We start from the raw sequence: 16,137 nt of genomic DNA, 5'->3' as shown, positions 1-16,137 counted from the left end.
AAAACCAGAAAGATCATCAAAGAAAGTGAGGCTACACAGCAGATGAAAGCAACAGGAATTGTGCGTCGAATTGATGATTTAGGCAGAGTAGTGATTCCAAAAGAAATTAGAAGAACGTTAAGAATTCGAGAAGGGGATCCGTTAGAGATATTTGTTGACCGGGATGGAGAGGTTATTCTTAAAAAGTATTCCCCAATCAGCGAGTTGGGTGACTTTGCAAAAGAATATGCGGATGCTCTGTTTGATTCTCTAGGATCTCCCGTACTTATATGTGATCGTGATGAATTCATAGCCGTTGCCGGTGAGTCCAAAAAAGAGTATTTAAGTAAAAATATCGGTTCGCAAATGGAGAAGGCAATGGATGAGCGTAACCTGGTTACAGAAAAAGATGCGTCTGTCGAACTCGTAGAGGGAAGAGAGGAAAATATCGCTTCCTATGTACTAAGTCCGATAATCGCAAATGGCGATCCAATTGGATGTGTCATGGTCATGTCGAAAACAAAAGATGATTTAGGCCCTGTAGAACAAAAAGCTATAGAAACTGCTGCCGGATTTCTGGCAAGGCAAATGGAATAGCGGAATTGCTCATAGGGTATTGTGTGTAAGGTGGACTGGCATAAGGGGGTATTCCTTGTGCCAGTCCTTTTTTTGAGGGAAAATGAACCTGGTAAGGATGTGTATAAATAAATACACTTGTAAAAAGATTTACATAGCATTACGATAGACAAAGATTAAGGGAGTTTCAGGAAAACAGGGAGAGAAAAGTATGGAGCAGTTAATGATCGATAAAGTCTTGAATAATAATGTGGTGATCGCAGAACACGAAACCTACAAAGAGGTTGTATTGATCGGAAAAGGAATCGGTTTCAATCGGAAACCAGGGGATCGTATTTCGGTTGATAAGGCGGATAAAACCTTCTTATTGAAGGATGAAAAGGAAAAGGAACAATACGTTAATCTGCTCCCTTATATTGATAAAGCGTTACTGGATTTTATGAATGATGTCATGTTGTTTATTGAAGAAAGAATGGGGAAACAACTTAATGAACATATTCACGTAGCGCTAACAGACCATATTGCTTTTGCAGTCAACCGGGCAAAAAAAGATATGAACTTTTCTAATCCATTTTTATTTGAAATCGAGGCCCTCTATCCAAAAGAGTATCAGGTAGCAGTGGAAGTAGTGGAGAAATTGAAGAGGCAGACAAACGTCGATTTTCCGGAAGGGGAAATAGGTTTTGTCGCTTTGCATATCCATAGTGCTGTGACGGATAAGTCATTGCGGGATATTAATCAATATCACCAGTTGATCACCACCATGATTGAATTGATCGAAGACAATTTGGTAATAAAGCTTGAAAAGCAGGACGTCAATTACTTCCGTCTGATTCAACATCTTCACCGGGCCATTGACCGTGTCCATAAGGGAGAGGCCTTGGGAAGAGAAAAGAAGTTGGCAGACATGTTGAAAAATGAATACCCTGTATGCTATAATCTTGCTTGGAAGTTAGTCAAAGTCATGCAAAAACAATTACATCGATCCGTGGATGAATCGGAAGTGCTTTATTTAACGATTCATTTACAGCGCTTAACCAATAAATCCTAATCATTACGTGTAACTGATTCGATCAGGCATGAGTATGAAGAGATTTTCAGGTTATCTTAAGGGATAAGTATATCCTTTTAACCTGAATCTTGAATACTCATGCCTTTTTTATTTTTCTTCTTGAAAACGTTTTAGGATAGATTGGTTAGCAAAAATCAAAATACTTAGGAGGGTATTATTATGTTCAAAAATGCTTTTGGCACGTTGCAAAAAGTCGGTAAAGCACTAATGCTGCCGGTAGCATTGCTTCCAGCGGCAGGTATTTTGCTTGCCTTTGGTACAAGCTTTGCCCAGGATACTTTTGTAGATAAGGTTCCTTTCTTCGGCACGCCGTGGGTTCAGGAAATTTTGGCCGTAATGGCTGAAGCAGGTGGTGTCGTTTTTGACAACCTCCCGTTACTGTTTGCGGTTGGTGTAGCCATCGGACTTGCCGGTGGTGACGGAGTTGCCGGACTAGCGGCAATCATTGGTTACTTAATCATGAATGTCACCATGGGGGTCTTTGGAGATATAACACAGAAGATGGCAGAGGATAATCCTGCGTATGCCATGGTGCTCGGTACGCCGACTCTCCAGACCGGTGTGTTTGGCGGGATAATAGTAGGTTTATTAGCCTCCTATATGTATAGGAAATTTTTCGATATTCAGCTTCCCCAGTTTTTGGGCTTCTTTGCCGGGAAGCGATTTGTACCGATTATTACCGCTTTTTCAGCTTTGATTCTAGGAATTATCATGTTATTCATATGGCCATATGCCCAAAGCGGACTTAATGCATTGTCACACTTTATGCTGGAAACAAACAGAACGTTGTCTGCATTCGTGTTTGGTGTAATTGAAAGGGCATTAATTCCATTCGGTCTGCACCATATATTCTACTCGCCATTCTGGTTCGAATTCGGTTCTTATACCAATGCAGCCGGTGAAATTGTCCGTGGTGACCAGACTATATTCTTCGAGCAGTTAAAAGACGGTGTCGACGAATTTACAGCAGGAACATTTATGGTTGGTAAATTCCCGTTCATGATGTTCGGACTTCCGGCAGCTGCCCTGGCGATTTATCATACTGCTAAGCCGGAGCGTAAGAAGGTAGTAGCCGGTATTATGGGATCTGCGGCTTTGACGTCTTTCCTTACAGGTATTACAGAACCTTTAGAGTTCTCTTTCTTGTTCGTAGCACCAGTATTATTCGGCATCCATACAATATTTGCCGGACTATCGTTCATGACGATGCAACTACTGAATGTGAAAATTGGAATGACCTTTTCCGGTGGATTGATCGACTTCATCTTATTCGGGGTCATGCAAAATAAAACCCCATGGTGGTGGGTTATCATCGTCGGTCTGGTTCTTGCGGTCATCTATTACTTTGGATTCCGCTGGGCCATCCTTAAATTCAACCTGGCAACACCAGGACGTGAAGATGAGGCGGCTGACGAGGACGATGGAGAAGAAATCGGAGACCTGCCGTATGAAATTCTTTCTGCGATGGGTGGTAAAGAAAACATTACCCACCTGGATGCTTGTATTACCCGTTTGCGCGTCAGTGTTGATGATAAAAATGAAGTGGATAAAAACAGGTTGAAGAAGTTAGGCGCCTCTGGCGTGATGGAAGTAGGTAATAATATTCAAGCCATCTTCGGACCCGTTTCCGACAGTTTGCGCGGTCAGATGCAGGATATTATAGACGGTAAAACACCGAGATCAAAAGAAGATGTTTCACAAATCATCGATAAAGCAAAAGATGCCGAAGAGGCACCTGTCGATTTGAGCAATCTTGAATTTGCCAGCCCGTTGAGCGGAGAAATTCTTTCCATTACGGATGTACCTGATCAAGTATTCTCGGGGAAAATGATGGGCGATGGTTTTGCTATCAAGCCTGATCAGGGTACCATTGTATCACCGGTGAACGGGAAAATACTAAATGTCTTCCCAACCAAACATGCGATTGGCTTGCAGGCCGATAATGGAACAGAAATCCTGATCCATATCGGGATAGATACTGTAAAGCTAAAAGGAGAAGGATTTGATGCCAAAGTTGAAGAAGGCGACTTTGTTGAACAAGGTCAGCCGTTGATGGAAGTCGATTTGGACTATATTGCAGAACATGCAGAATCCACCATTACGCCAGTCGTATTTACGAATTTGGAAGAAGGCCAGGAAGTTACCTTGAAGGCTTCTGGTCAAGTGAGCGCAAAAGATAAAGATATCGTGAGGATTCAATAAGGAATAGAAAGAAAGGCTCCACCACGGTAACCGGGGTGGGGCCTTTCTTTTCCACTTATAGTTTCTGCGACAGAATTTCTTCATAGGACATAAGGGAGATATGGTAATTTCCATCTCCATGGATATGGGAAAGGATACCGCTGTGCTATAATAGCAGAAGAATTTCTAATATGGGCAAGCGCCATACTATATGATACAAAGGACGAAATAATGGAAGAAATACAACCTACTAAGCAAATGTTCAAAGGAGCTCTCCTGCTCACTGCTGCGGGATTGATCAGTAAAATATTGAGTGCCGGTTACCGTATCCCCTTACAAAACATAACCGGGGATGTCGGTTTCTATATTTATCAGCAAATTTATCCTTTTTTAGGAATGGCTTTAATGTTGTCTTTGTATGGTTTTCCAGCGGCAATTTCCAAGTTGGTGGCGGAAGAACGAGAGCGTGGTTTCCCGCTTTCCTTCCGTTCTTTTTATGGTCCGGTCATGGTTTTGTTAGTCACCATCAACCTGCTGCTGTTTGGAGCGCTGTTTGCATTAGCCCCTCAAATCGCAATGGCGATGGGGGACAGCCAGTTAACAGAACCGTTGCGGGTCGCCGCCCTTCCGTTTTTAGTTGTACCGTTCTCCTCTATTGGCAGAGGGGTGTTCCAAGGGCTGAATGATATGAAGCCAACAGCTGTCTCTCAGGTTGTAGAACAGGTAGTAAGGGTAGCTGTCATTTTAGTAGTTGCATTCATCCTGGTAAATCAAGGACGTAATTTGTACGCTATTGGTTCCGGAACAGCTGCTGGTTCATTGATGGGTGCCTGTGCAGCTGTTCTGGTATTGTCTGTTCTATTCATCCGACAACGCCCTTGGCAAATACCACAGTCCTATTTTTCCGTTCCGTGGCGGAAATATATACGGACGATTCTCCTCTATGGCATGTTTATCTGTTTAAACTATATGATGTTTTTGTTAATCCAGTTCGCTGATGCTTTCACCCTTGTTCCGAATTTACTTGAATATGGGATGACGCGTCAGCAGGCGATGGAATGGAAAGGTGTTTTTGACAGGGGGCAGCCGTTAGTTCAACTGGGAACAGTGCTGGGTTCGTCGCTGGCACTGGCACTAGTACCCACGGTAACAAAAAAACAACTCCGAGAACGGCCTGGTGAATTATCCGATCACGTCAAAAGTGCCTGGAATTTCAGTGTATTCATAGCAGCTGGAGCGGCCGCAGGACTGGTTACGATATTTCCTTATGCGAATATTCTTTTGTTTGAAGATACTGCCGGGACAGGCAGTCTGCAAATCTTAGCACTGTCCATCTTATTTACTTCGCTCGCCCTGACGCTGTCCTCTATCCTGCAGGGACTGGGTGATATCCGACTAACAGCCGGTATTGTCTTGCTCGGTGTAGCTTGCAAATGGTTGTTGAATGAACTGCTGGTGCCGGCGTGGGGGATTGGTGGAAGTGCCGTTGCAACCGTATTGGCGGTAAGCATCATCCTGCTTCTGAATTTGTTCCGGTTAAAGCGTAGACTTCCGGATGTACGTCTAATGCACTTCAGGTGGAGTGCACTTGTCCTCTCGCTTGCCGGAATGGTTTTATTTCTTTATGGGTTGGACAGAAGCCTGGGTAATTTGATCGCTGGGGGTCCACGAATCGATTATGTAGCATACACACTTATAGCCTGCTTAGGGGGCGCCGCTATCTATATCATTTTGCTGATCAGGCTGCATGCATTTAACGAAAAAGAACTGGAAGCATTGCCATTTGGCAGGTATTTAATCGGCTTAACTAAAGGAGGAACTAAACATGGCAAACAACGTTGAAATCATTGGTTTGGGGGCAGGTGATATTAATCAGCTCCCTTTGGGGATCTATCGTAAACTGATAGGCCACAAGGAGCAAATCTATGTTCGGACGCTTGATCACCCGGTGATCGAGCACTTGAAACAAGAGGGTATTACATTTACTTCTTTTGATGAAATATACGAAAAAAATCAGGAATTTTCTTCCGTGTATGAGGAAATTGCAGCTCTTCTTGCTGATGCAGCCGTTGAACATGATGTCATCTATGCGGTTCCCGGGCACCCGATGCTGGCGGAAAAGACAGTACAATTACTATTGGAAAATGATAAACTCCATGTCAATGTCACTGGAGGGCAAAGTTACTTGGATGCTCTTTTTACTACGTTACGTATTGATCCCATTGAAGGGTTTCAGTTTGTTGATGCAACCTCCTTTAAGCGTAATGAACTGGAATATCGTCACCATCTGGTTTTTTGTCAGGTGTATGATGCGTTTATTGCATCTGAAGTAAAATTGACCTTGTTGGAGGATCTTTCTCCGGAGCACCCTGTTACAATTGTGGAGGCTGCCGGCAGCAGCCAGGAAAAAGTGGTGACCATACCGTTGGTAGAACTGGATCAGTCAGCCCGTTTGAGCAACCTGACCAGTGTTTATGTAGCTCCAGTAGCGGATACAGAATTAAACCATCACTTTTCCCGATTAAGAGAAGTGATTGCGCAACTAAGGGGACCAAATGGATGCCCGTGGGATAAGAAACAAACCCATGAATCCTTACGACAGTACTTATTGGAAGAGGCCTATGAGTTCATTGAAGCGGTAAATGCCGAAGATGATGAGGCAATGGTCGAGGAGATCGGGGATGTCCTGCTGCAAGTGATGCTGCACAGTCAAATTGGCGAAGATGAAGGATTTTTCACCATTGATGACGTAATTAGTACATTGACCAATAAAATGATTCGCCGCCATCCTCATGTATTCGGAGAGACTACTGCCGATACAGCGGAAGAAGTGATGGATAACTGGCAGAAAATCAAAGCGGAAGAGAAACAGGCTGCGCCATCCTTGTTAAGTGGAGTTCCTTTAGAGTTACCTCAGCTAACTGCTGCCGAGGAACTGCAAAAGAAAGCGGCAAAGGTGGGATTCGATTGGGGAAATGCCGAGCCGATTTGGGAGAAGCTTCATGAAGAGCTCGAAGAATGGCGCGAGGCCATCAAGGAGAAACAGCACGAGGAAATCGAGAAGGAGTTCGGAGATTTCTTATTTGCTATTGTGAATCTGGCCCGCTATTATAAAATCAACCCGGAACTTTCTTTAAACCGGACGAATACCAAGTTTCGCAAAAGATTTGCCTATATAGAGGAACAAACAGCTTTAAGCGGTAAGGATATGACCGATATGACTCTCGAGGAACTAGATCATTATTGGAATGAAGCAAAGAAAATGGAATAACAATATATAAAAGGAAGTGACGAAGCTAGATGCGATTAGATAAGTTTCTTAAAATATCCAGGTTGATTAAACGCCGGACATTAGCTAAGGAGGTCGCTGATCAAGGACGAATCACGATTAACGGCAACCAGGCTAAAGCATCTTCGAATGTAGCAGTAGGAGACGAATTGACGATTCAATTCGGGCAGAAGTTATTGACCATTCAAATTGATTCCTTACGTGAAGTCGTAAGGAAAGACGAAGCTGCTTCTCTGTACACCGTGAAAAAAGAGGAAGCAGTAAATTAAAAAACAGCAGCTCTCCGGATAACCGGGGCTGCTGTTTTTTTTGCATTGAAGTTAGCCTTCCAATGCTTCAACCACCTTTTCGGCGGTGCTTTTGCTTGATTGCGGGTTTTGACCTGTCACTAAATTACCATCACGCACAGAGTGATCTGACCAGTTTTCTGCTGCTTCAAATAGTGCGCCATTTTCTCGAAGTTTTGACTCGAGTAAGAAAGGCATGTGCTGGTCTAATTGCATTTCCTTTTCTTCAGCGTCGGTAAATGCGGAAACCCTTTTTCCTTTAACAAGCGGAGTACCATCTTTGTAAGTGGCATTCACCAATCCGGCCGGGCCGTGGCATACAGATCCAATAATATTACCTTGTTCTGCAAACTGCTGTAAGACATACAAAAGTGTGTCGTTGTTTGGAAAGTCAAACATCGTGCCGTGGCCGCCTGGAAGGAAAATTGCATCAAAACCTTCAGCATCTTCTTTGCTGAGTTTTACGGTATCCTTTAATGCCTCTTCAGCTTCCGCCCAATCAGGGCTTTTTTCATCAATGCTGTTCGGATCCAGGGCCACTTCTCCACCAGATATACTGGTGACTTTGACTTCATATCCTTTTTCTTTAAATACCAAGTATGGGACTGCGAACTCCTCCAGCCACAGCCCGGTTTTATGATCATCCGTGATCGTTGTGTGATTCGTTACAACCATTAGAACCTTTTTCGTCATCCAGCTAACCTCCTAATACACTTACTTTTTCTAAAACAGGTTTATCTTATACGATGGAATCCTTTTCATCCAAATTATTTGCTCTCTCCATTTTTCGGGCCAGGGACGGAGGTTTTATCCCCCCTTTTGTGGTAGACTATCAACAACTAACAGAAGGAGCGTGATGTTTTATGAGCATGGTATGTAACCAAATGACCAAAACAATCAGCCAAACAACCAAGGAGGATGTTGCTGGTTAGCAGGCAATCCTCCGTATAACAGGAGGAAATTATTTGTACAATTTACAAGCACTTGGGTATAATGAATTTTTTGCAGGACAGCAAAACAACAAGCAAGGGAAAGTCGGCAGGATCGCCACTGCTTCCAATGGTATCTATAAACTGTTTACCAAGAACAGTGAACTTCGGGCACAATTGAGTGGCAGGTTTCATCACCTCGCAGAGCATACAAGGGATTATCCTTGTGTCGGAGATTGGGTATTATTCCAAGCGATCGACGGAGAAGACAAGGGAATTATCCATGAAGTGCTGCAAAGGAGCAGTCTGTTATCAAGACATGCTGCCGGACCAAAACAAGAAGAGCAGTTGATGGCCGCAAATGTCGATACGGTTTTCCTGGTCAATGCGCTGAATCAGGACTTCAATTTACGAAGAATGGAACGGTATCTCATGCAAGTTTATGAAAGTGGCGCCTCCCCTGTATTTGTCCTGACAAAAAAGGATTTGTGCCAGGATAAGGAAATCGATGAAAAGGTTCAGGCTGTAGAAGAAATCGCATTTGGAGCGCCTGTGCTTGCGATTGATGCGTTGCATGAAGAAGGCTTGACATCCTTAAAGGAATATCTTCATGAGGGGAAGACTGTTTCTCTGCTTGGTTCATCCGGTGTCGGAAAATCAACGTTGATTAATCGGCTGCTGGGCCAGGAAGTGCAGGAAACCCAGGCGATTAGAGGAGAAGATGCGAAAGGGCGTCATACAACGACCCATCGGGAACTATTCCTGCTTCCAGAAGGAGGCGTGATTATCGATACGCCTGGTATGCGGGAGCTGCAGCTTTGGTCCGGAGAAGAGGCCGCCGGTGAAACCTTCCAGGATGTCGAACGACTGGCTGGACAATGCAAATTTCGGGACTGTCGGCATGAGCAGGAACCAGGATGTGCGATTCAAAACGCTATTGCATCTGGCGAGCTTTCGGATGACCGCTACAAGAGTTACGTGAAATTACAGCGTGAAGCCAAATTCCTGGATTTGAAGGAAAAGTACGGAGCACACCGTGCATCCAGAATGCAGGTGGAAGAATTGAAAAAAGGGACATGGTAAGCAATATTTACGTGGAGGTAAAAAACTCTATAACAGAATGCATGCAAGTATTAAAACTAGAAAATGAATACTAAGCTACAATAATAGAGGTCAGTATAAATCCGTCTCCAATTCAATGTTAGATTATATTATTATTAAAATGACATTTATTAATTGTAAATCCGAACTGCTTCGAATTTAGAAGTGAAATTCGAATGACAGTTCGGATTTTTTTGTACTTAATTTTTAAAGTGAATTATTAGCAATAATCATCAATTACTGTTGCTATTGGATATGCTAAAACAGCTTAGCCTAAAGGCCCCACAACCAATCGAGGTCCACGGCCTGGTTATACCAAGTGCCAAACAAGTTAAAGAACAGAGAAGTGCGACATTTTCTATACAGCCTCTACAACGATTTTTTCATAAAGTTGCCCGTCAATATATACGAGAATTTTCCATACCCCCGTCGATGGAAATGTTAAATTGGAGGGCATATTCACACTCCCAGGGCTTACCGCCGCATCTTCAAAAAAGGTACTTGGACCAGAAACGATATTAACAGGCTTCTTAGTCCCCTTTTTTATGGCCTTTACTTCGACTGGTTTGTTGTAGATGTTTTCTTTTCCGAAATAAAACCAAAAATATTTCTGGTCATCTTTAGCTATAATGGGAAATGGTCCAGTAAAGCCAACCGTGTCTTTGTTTCCCACAATCTCATAAGAACCTTCTTCCCCATTTTTATATTCAACCGAATAGTTGAAAGTTGAAGACAAGTCCCAGTTATCTTCAGCCATTGCCTTCTCAATCTCATTAGTGCTTTCTTGTACTTCTCTTTCTTCCTTTGATACTTTCCAATCATTCGGGGCCTCATTATGGTTAGAAGTACAAGCGGCTAACGGTCCTACTGTCAGAAGCAGAGATAAAACATAAACCAGGTTACGCTTCTTCAAACAGAACACACCCTTCCATAAGTAAGGCTAGCACATTAAGAAGCCATTTCTTATTGCTTTTTCAACGGTCCCGTTTCATTTATTCAATAATAATAAACGATAGTCTCCAATGCTAACATCTCCTTTCGGCACTTTTTTTTAATTCTAATGTTAGTGTTCTTCTTTTTAAATGACTAGTTTAGCCCGGTAAGCAGGTATTTGTTTATTAGAAGGTAATTTGTCTGAACATGTTCTATGCCTGTCCCTCTCTTCATACACATATAACGATAAAGGGAGGGCTGTACAATGAATTATTATGAAAAAGATCCTTCAGTTCGTGCTCCTCAGGCAGAACACCATATCAAAATGAATAATAGAAGGAATTTGGAAATATCGGGTGTCAAGGAAGTCGACAGCTTCGACAACGAAGAATTTCTTTTACAGACAGTCATGGGCTACTTGATCGTCCGCGGAGAAAACCTGCAGATGAAAAACCTGGATGTCGGAGAAGGGAATGTATCAATCAAAGGGAAAATATTCGAGCTTTCTTATTTGGACGAACACCATGGAGAGAAGGCTAAAGGTTTCTTTAGCAAGCTGTTCAAATGACTCTATCTGTTCAATTTGCAGCGATCTTACTCATGATGGCGGGAGGAGTGTACATCGGTGCTGCTATCGACACCTTCCGCCGGTTTGAAAGAAGCTGGAAACATCGTGTTTTATTTTCTTATGGAATGGAAATCAGTTTTTGGCTGCTCCAGACCTTGATCCTATTTTATTTATTATACAAAGTAAACCAGGGAGAATTACGTTTTTATATTTTTTTAGCGCTCTTGTGTGGCTTTGCAGCCTACAAGGCACTATTCGAAAACCTGTACCGACGCTTACTGGAAAAACTGATCCGCTTCATCATTGCGCTTTATCGCTTCTTCGCCCGTTTATTCAAAGGGTTGATCATCCAGCCTATTGTTTGGCTTTTCCGCTTGCTGCTTATGCTCTTGACCGGAATCGGGACAGTTTTAATATGGCTGCTAACGGTAATAGGGAAAGTGTGTGTGTTTCCTTTCCGGCTCCTTTTAAAATTGATATGGATGCTGCTTCCGAAGACAATAAAAAAATACTTACACAAACTTGCAGGATTTTATAGTAGAATAAAGAATATGTTAAGAAATTGGCGGCAGTTTATGCACAAAAAAAGGAGGTAGCTGAGTAAGTGGCAAGAAGAGCAAAGTCCGTGGCAAAAATTGATTCTCCCTATATTAAGCAATACGATGCTCAAGTAGAAAGACAAAAGAAAAAAAAGAAGCGTCTTTTCCGCCGATTGCTGCTATTCTCTATCGTGGTAGTTGTCGTTGTAGGCGGATTGGTTGTCTATCAGGTTAAACAACGCTCTTTACATGCAGAAAAGCAGGAGCAGTATCAGAAGCTCGAAAGGAAAATGACTTCTCTTAAAGAAGATGAAAAAGACCTCCAGGAGGAAATCCGGTTACTTCAAGATGAAGATTACGTGTTGGAAATCGCCAGGACGAACTACTTTTTCTCAAATAAAGGAGAAATTATTTTTGAACTCCCGGAGGAGGAGCCATCTTATTGACACGCATTTTACAGCTTATATATAATATATAAGTAGGATACTTTTAAAATTCTAAGGAGGAGCATTTTTTTTATGTCAATCGAAGTAGGCAGCAAGTTGCAGGGTAAGGTAACAGGGATCACTAATTTTGGGGCTTTCGTTGAACTGCCTGGTGGTTCAACCGGCTTGGTTCATATTAGTGAGGTTGCCGATAACTATGTTAAAGATATTAATGAACATTTGACGGTTGGAGATGAAGTAACGGTTAAAGTCATTAATGTCGAGAAGGATGGCAAAATTGGATTGTCGATCAAGAAAGCAAAAGATAATCCGAATGCCGGGCGCCGCAGAAATAATCAAAAAAGTAATAATAACCGCGACCGCACGGAAAATTTTGAATCCAAAATGAACCGTTTCTTGAAAGATTCAGAAGACCGGTTGGCTTCTATCAGAAAGAATACCGAGTCTAAACGCGGAGGTCGAGGTGCAAAAAGATAAAACTTGCTGTCTATCGAGAGAGCTGTTAAATGAACTCTGTTACTAATATAAAAAACGGATGCCATGCATATATGCATGGCATCCGTTTTTATTATGATTAGGTTTCTTGTCTAATATCTTGTTGCTTGTTAGTCGTCGCGACAAAACCGGAGTGTGATTCTTAACACCTTAAACAGATTAAGGAGGACTACGGCGCTGCGGAAATGCCCTTCGCTTTTCGCGGGCGGCTGCCTTATTATACATAAAAAAAGGCGACCCAAGGGCCACCTTTTCTGCTTGATAGCGGCGGAGGGGATCGAACCCCCGACCTCACGGGTATGAACCGTACGCTCTAGCCAGCTGAGCTACACCGCCATGAAAGTAGAAAAAACAATTTGTCCTCTGTTGTTGAGGCACAAGTGATATAATACAATAGCATTACGAGACTGTCAATAAAAAAATGATAAATGTGTTATTAAAAGAATGATTGAACAAAAAAGGGTTGCACATAAAGGGAACGGGGGAACCGATGGATGATTTGCTTAGTAAGACACGGGGAGACAGATTGGAACTTACAAGGGCGGCTACAAGGAGAAACAAATATCCCGTTAAATGAAACAGGGATCCAGCAGGCAAAGGAATGCAGAGATTATTTTAAGGACATGCACATGGACAGGATTATAACCACCCCTTTGGTCAGGGCGCAGAAGACCGCAGAAATCATCAATGAAAACTGGCAGAAACCGATAGAAATCATGGATGCTTTCAAAGAAAGGTCGTTTGGAGAAGCAGAGGGAATGCCTATGGAAGAACGGAACAAGCGATATCCTCACCGCAACTATCCTGGGCAAGAGCCTTTTGATGCATTTCGGGAACGGGTCATGCAGGGAGTCGAAGAAGTCTCTAAAAAGTATTTCGAAGAAGAATTATTGCTGGTAGCACACGGTGGAGTGATCAATGTAATTTTATCCACGATCTCGAATGGAGAAATCGGTACTGGGAAAACCAAATTGATCAATGCGTGCATTAGTAATATTGAGTTATTGAAAGAAGGGTGGAAGGTACACAATTATAATCAAATAGACCATCTCTCCAAGTACACACGTAAATAACGGCTTCCTTTTCCTTTCTAATAAGAAGCAGGGACACTAAATGCTATACGAGCTCGTTCGTTTTTTGCTTTGTCTCCCTGTTATCCTATTGTTTTGATGATTGGATTGTATCGCGAGGACATAATACACGTTCCACTGGCACGGCTTCAACTTCCTCAAAAAGCACCAACCGCTTTCTTGCGGGATTTTCAGTTTGTCCTGTTCCCGTTGGAGTCTCTGTATCTTGCCTTCGCTATGTTTTTGTGTTCTGATTACAACGCCAGGATGACTATAACCATTTACTTTTATTGGCTGAAAGGCGCTAAAAATACTTCCAAAATACAGTGGCAGCCTCATTTTGACGAATTTGCTTAATCAAAAAAAACCGAACGATTGGTTCGGTTTTTTTTTGGTCATTATGCTTTTGTGAGAGCCCGATTCTTACTTTTGCGGAGCCGGAGCTTGATCAGCCGCGATGGCCGATTGGATTGACTCCTTATTTTGTTCTGCTTCCATTTCGTCTGCCGGACGTACTTGCTTTAAGAAAAAGGACAAAGCGAAGCCGACTACAGCAAATACTGTTGCAACCATGAAAGAATCATTAATCCCTTCGATTGTAGCGTGTTGGAATGCGTACATTTGCTGGTTCGCCGCATCGTTTGGCAAGAAATCTCCCATGTGGGCTGTACGCTGATTACTCATAACCGTTACAAGAAATGCTGTACCGATTGCTCCGGAGACTTGCCGCAACGTGTTCGCCATAGCCGTTCCGTGGGAGTAAAAACGTCTTGGCAACTGGTTCAGTCCTGCCGTCATGATCGGCATCATGATCATGGAAATCCCAATCATCCGCGCACTGTAAATAATCATCATGTGCATATAGGATGTAGAATCAGTCAAATCGGTGAAAAAGAATGTCATGACTGCCGTGATAGACAAGCCGACCAATGCTAGCGGGCGCGCTCCGATTTTATCAAAAAGTTTCCCGGTGATCGGTGACATAATCCCTGAGATAATCGCCCCCGGAAGCAAAAGAAGCCCCGATTCCAGCGGTGTAAAGCCGCGGACAATTTGTAAATATAAAGGAACAAGAATCATGGAAGCGAACATTGCCATGGTCACCACCACATTGATAATCGTGGTGAGTGTGAACATGTTATATTTAAACACCCGGAATTCAAGCATCGGATTCGACAACCGAAGCTGACGGACCACGAAAATTATCATCGCCACACCGCCTACTGCAAGGGAAGCAATCACTTCTGTTTCTCCCCAGCCGTTATTTCCAGCTGTACTAAAGCCATATAACAAACCGCCAAAGGCGAAAGTGGACAGGATGATCGAGGAAATATCCACTTTGGGATTGCTCAGCTTCGTAACATTACGTAACAAGAAGAAAGCCAAAATTACATCAATCACTGCGATTGGTAATACGATAAAAAATAGTACCCGCCAAGAATAGTTTTGCACAATCCAGCCTGATAGCGTTGGACCAATCGCCGGCGCAAACATCATCGCCAGACCGATAAGACCCATGGCACTTCCACGTTTTTCTAACGGGAACAGGCTCAGAATGACATTTGTCAGAAGCGGCATCATAATACCGGCGCCTGCCGCCTGGACGACACGTCCAATCAAAATTAAAAAGAAACTAGGTGATATACCACAAATCAAGGTACCCAGCGCAAACAAACTCATTGCTGTCAGGAATAATTTACGGGTACTGAATTTCTCCATTAAAAAAGCCGTAATTGGAATAAGAATACCATTGACCAGCATGAACACAGTAGTTAACCATTGGGCTGTATTCTCCGTAATATCCAAGTCTACCATCATGACAGGCAGGGCAATGTTCATTAATGTCTGGTTAAGAATAGCCACGAATGCTCCAAGCACCATAATAAAGATAATTGGACCTTTCGCAACCTGTGATGCTTCAATAAAAGCTGTTCTATCTTTCACTTTCATTCATCTCCGTTATCTGAAATATTATTTAAAATAAGGCTGTGCAGCTCGACGAGTTTTTGGACGTCCTGGTCGTTTATTTCTTTTAGACCTTGCATCCTTTCAAGATAGCTCTTGTAAGCTTCCTTTTTCTTTTTTGCACCTGCATCGGTAAGCGTCAAAACAATGGCGCGGCGATCTTCTTCTGATCGGGTCCGTTCCACGTAACCAGCTTTCACCAATCGTTCGACAGTGCCGCTGATCGTGCTTTTGCTGTTGTTCAATTTATTTGCTATTTCGACAAGACCTAGTTCAGGCTGTTTCTCTAACAGCTTCAAAATCTGCAGCTGGAGAGTGGTAACCCCTAAATCATTGGCATTGTGCCACATTTGTTTATAGAAAGCTTTACTGACTTCCCGGAAAGAAGTAATGATGCTTTCTATTTTTTTATTATCTTGCAAAACAACCTCTCCTTTACGCTGTTCCTTGGTTAGGGTGCATGGCTATCCATATAATTAGTTCACATACGAACAATTAGCACGAGAACTATTATAGTCCTTTTGAAGAAAAAAGCAAGAGAAAAATAGCAAAAACAAAAGTAAACGCCTACCCGACGGCGTTTACAAAGTGGTGAAAAATGTTTTTCCCTTGTGTATGTGCTTGTCCATCCCTGCCGTGCAGGAAAATCAGTTTCCATCTCGTCAACTACCAGACGGATAAATCGACAGCACGGTGAGAGCTTGTTT

General features: G+C 42.8%; 16 protein-coding genes and 1 tRNA gene. 12 read left to right on the top strand and 5 right to left on the bottom strand.

Going from position 1 to position 16,137, the window contains the following annotated elements:
* The first annotated feature begins 42 nt into the window (after positions 1 to 42).
* The 6 genes from spoVT (at position 43) to BLR82_RS19875 (ending at position 7,366) form a co-directional block, all read left to right on the top strand.
* Positions 43 to 576: a stage V sporulation protein T gene (gene spoVT / locus BLR82_RS19900; RefSeq protein WP_074601184.1), complete on the top strand. Its 534-nt coding sequence runs from the start codon at positions 43 to 45 to the stop codon at positions 574 to 576.
* 190 nt (positions 577 to 766) lie between these two features.
* A complete protein-coding gene (glcT, locus tag BLR82_RS19895; protein ID WP_074601183.1) occupies positions 767 to 1,606 on the top strand; it encodes a glucose PTS transporter transcription antiterminator GlcT in 840 nt (279 codons plus the stop codon).
* A gap of 180 nt (positions 1,607 to 1,786) precedes the next feature.
* A complete protein-coding gene (gene ptsG, locus BLR82_RS19890; protein WP_074601182.1) occupies positions 1,787 to 3,829 on the top strand; it encodes a glucose-specific PTS transporter subunit IIBC in 2,043 nt (680 codons plus the stop codon).
* 210 nt (positions 3,830 to 4,039) lie between these two features.
* A complete protein-coding gene (locus BLR82_RS19885) occupies positions 4,040 to 5,650 on the top strand; it encodes a putative polysaccharide biosynthesis protein (RefSeq protein ID WP_074601181.1) in 1,611 nt (536 codons plus the stop codon).
* The gene (yabN, locus tag BLR82_RS19880; protein WP_074601180.1) at positions 5,634 to 7,079 is read left to right on the top strand and encodes a bifunctional methyltransferase/pyrophosphohydrolase YabN; all 1,446 of its coding nucleotides are present in this window, start codon (positions 5,634 to 5,636) and stop codon (positions 7,077 to 7,079) included. Before BLR82_RS19885 ends, yabN begins: the two co-directional genes overlap by 17 nt.
* A gap of 29 nt (positions 7,080 to 7,108) precedes the next feature.
* On the top strand, positions 7,109 to 7,366 hold the full coding sequence (locus BLR82_RS19875; protein WP_074601179.1) for an RNA-binding S4 domain-containing protein: 258 nt from the start codon (positions 7,109 to 7,111) through the stop codon (positions 7,364 to 7,366).
* 51 nt (positions 7,367 to 7,417) lie between these two features.
* Here the strand turns inward: BLR82_RS19875 and BLR82_RS19870 are convergent, their stop codons facing one another.
* On the bottom strand, positions 7,418 to 8,077 hold the full coding sequence (locus tag BLR82_RS19870; RefSeq protein WP_074601178.1) for a type 1 glutamine amidotransferase domain-containing protein: 660 nt from the start codon (positions 8,075 to 8,077) through the stop codon (positions 7,418 to 7,420).
* Between the two features lie 272 nt (positions 8,078 to 8,349).
* Here BLR82_RS19870 and rsgA point away from each other — a divergent pair, with 272 nt between their 5' ends.
* The gene (rsgA, locus tag BLR82_RS19865; protein WP_139187018.1) at positions 8,350 to 9,396 is read left to right on the top strand and encodes a ribosome small subunit-dependent GTPase A; all 1,047 of its coding nucleotides are present in this window, start codon (positions 8,350 to 8,352) and stop codon (positions 9,394 to 9,396) included.
* Positions 9,397 to 9,772: 376 nt separating this feature from the next.
* On the opposite strand, the gene BLR82_RS19860 is transcribed toward rsgA, so the two are convergent.
* Entirely contained in the window at positions 9,773 to 10,327 is a 555-nt protein-coding gene (locus BLR82_RS19860; protein WP_074601177.1) for a DUF4871 domain-containing protein, read from the bottom strand.
* A gap of 285 nt (positions 10,328 to 10,612) precedes the next feature.
* Between BLR82_RS19860 and yabP the strand changes: the two genes are divergently transcribed.
* The 4 genes from yabP to BLR82_RS19840 all read left to right on the top strand — a co-directional run bounded on the left by yabP (position 10,613) and on the right by BLR82_RS19840 (position 12,377).
* A complete protein-coding gene (gene yabP, locus BLR82_RS19855) occupies positions 10,613 to 10,915 on the top strand; it encodes a sporulation protein YabP (RefSeq protein ID WP_074601176.1) in 303 nt (100 codons plus the stop codon).
* A complete protein-coding gene (yabQ, locus tag BLR82_RS19850; protein WP_074601175.1) occupies positions 10,912 to 11,511 on the top strand; it encodes a spore cortex biosynthesis protein YabQ in 600 nt (199 codons plus the stop codon). The genes yabP and yabQ overlap by 4 nt, the downstream gene beginning before the upstream one ends.
* Before the next feature lie 8 nt (positions 11,512 to 11,519).
* Positions 11,520 to 11,900, top strand: a complete 381-nt coding sequence (locus BLR82_RS19845; RefSeq protein WP_074601174.1) for an FtsB family cell division protein — start codon at positions 11,520 to 11,522, stop codon at positions 11,898 to 11,900.
* Between the two features lie 72 nt (positions 11,901 to 11,972).
* Complete coding sequence (locus tag BLR82_RS19840; RefSeq protein WP_074601173.1) at positions 11,973 to 12,377, top strand: S1 domain-containing RNA-binding protein; 405 nt, start codon at positions 11,973 to 11,975, stop codon at positions 12,375 to 12,377.
* Positions 12,378 to 12,657: 280 nt separating this feature from the next.
* Here BLR82_RS19840 and BLR82_RS19835 read toward each other — a convergent pair.
* Positions 12,658 to 12,731: transfer RNA gene (locus BLR82_RS19835), tRNA-Met, on the bottom strand.
* A 158-nt stretch (positions 12,732 to 12,889) separates the two neighbouring features.
* Here BLR82_RS19835 and BLR82_RS19830 point away from each other — a divergent pair.
* The gene (locus tag BLR82_RS19830) at positions 12,890 to 13,468 is read left to right on the top strand and encodes a histidine phosphatase family protein (protein ID WP_074601172.1); all 579 of its coding nucleotides are present in this window, start codon (positions 12,890 to 12,892) and stop codon (positions 13,466 to 13,468) included.
* 420 nt (positions 13,469 to 13,888) lie between these two features.
* On the opposite strand, the gene BLR82_RS19825 is transcribed toward BLR82_RS19830, so the two are convergent.
* Together BLR82_RS19825 and BLR82_RS19820 are read right to left on the bottom strand one after the other, a co-directional pair.
* Entirely contained in the window at positions 13,889 to 15,409 is a 1,521-nt protein-coding gene (locus BLR82_RS19825; RefSeq protein WP_083334962.1) for a DHA2 family efflux MFS transporter permease subunit, read from the bottom strand.
* A gap of 2 nt (positions 15,410 to 15,411) precedes the next feature.
* Complete coding sequence (locus BLR82_RS19820; protein ID WP_074601170.1) at positions 15,412 to 15,852, bottom strand: MarR family winged helix-turn-helix transcriptional regulator; 441 nt, start codon at positions 15,850 to 15,852, stop codon at positions 15,412 to 15,414.
* Positions 15,853 to 16,137: the final 285 nt, after the last annotated feature.

The sequence above is a fragment of the Sediminibacillus halophilus genome (genome assembly GCF_900103695.1).
Lineage (GTDB): Bacteria > Bacillota > Bacilli > Bacillales > Amphibacillaceae > Sediminibacillus > Sediminibacillus halophilus.
This window is presented reverse-complemented; position numbering and strand designations above follow the sequence as displayed.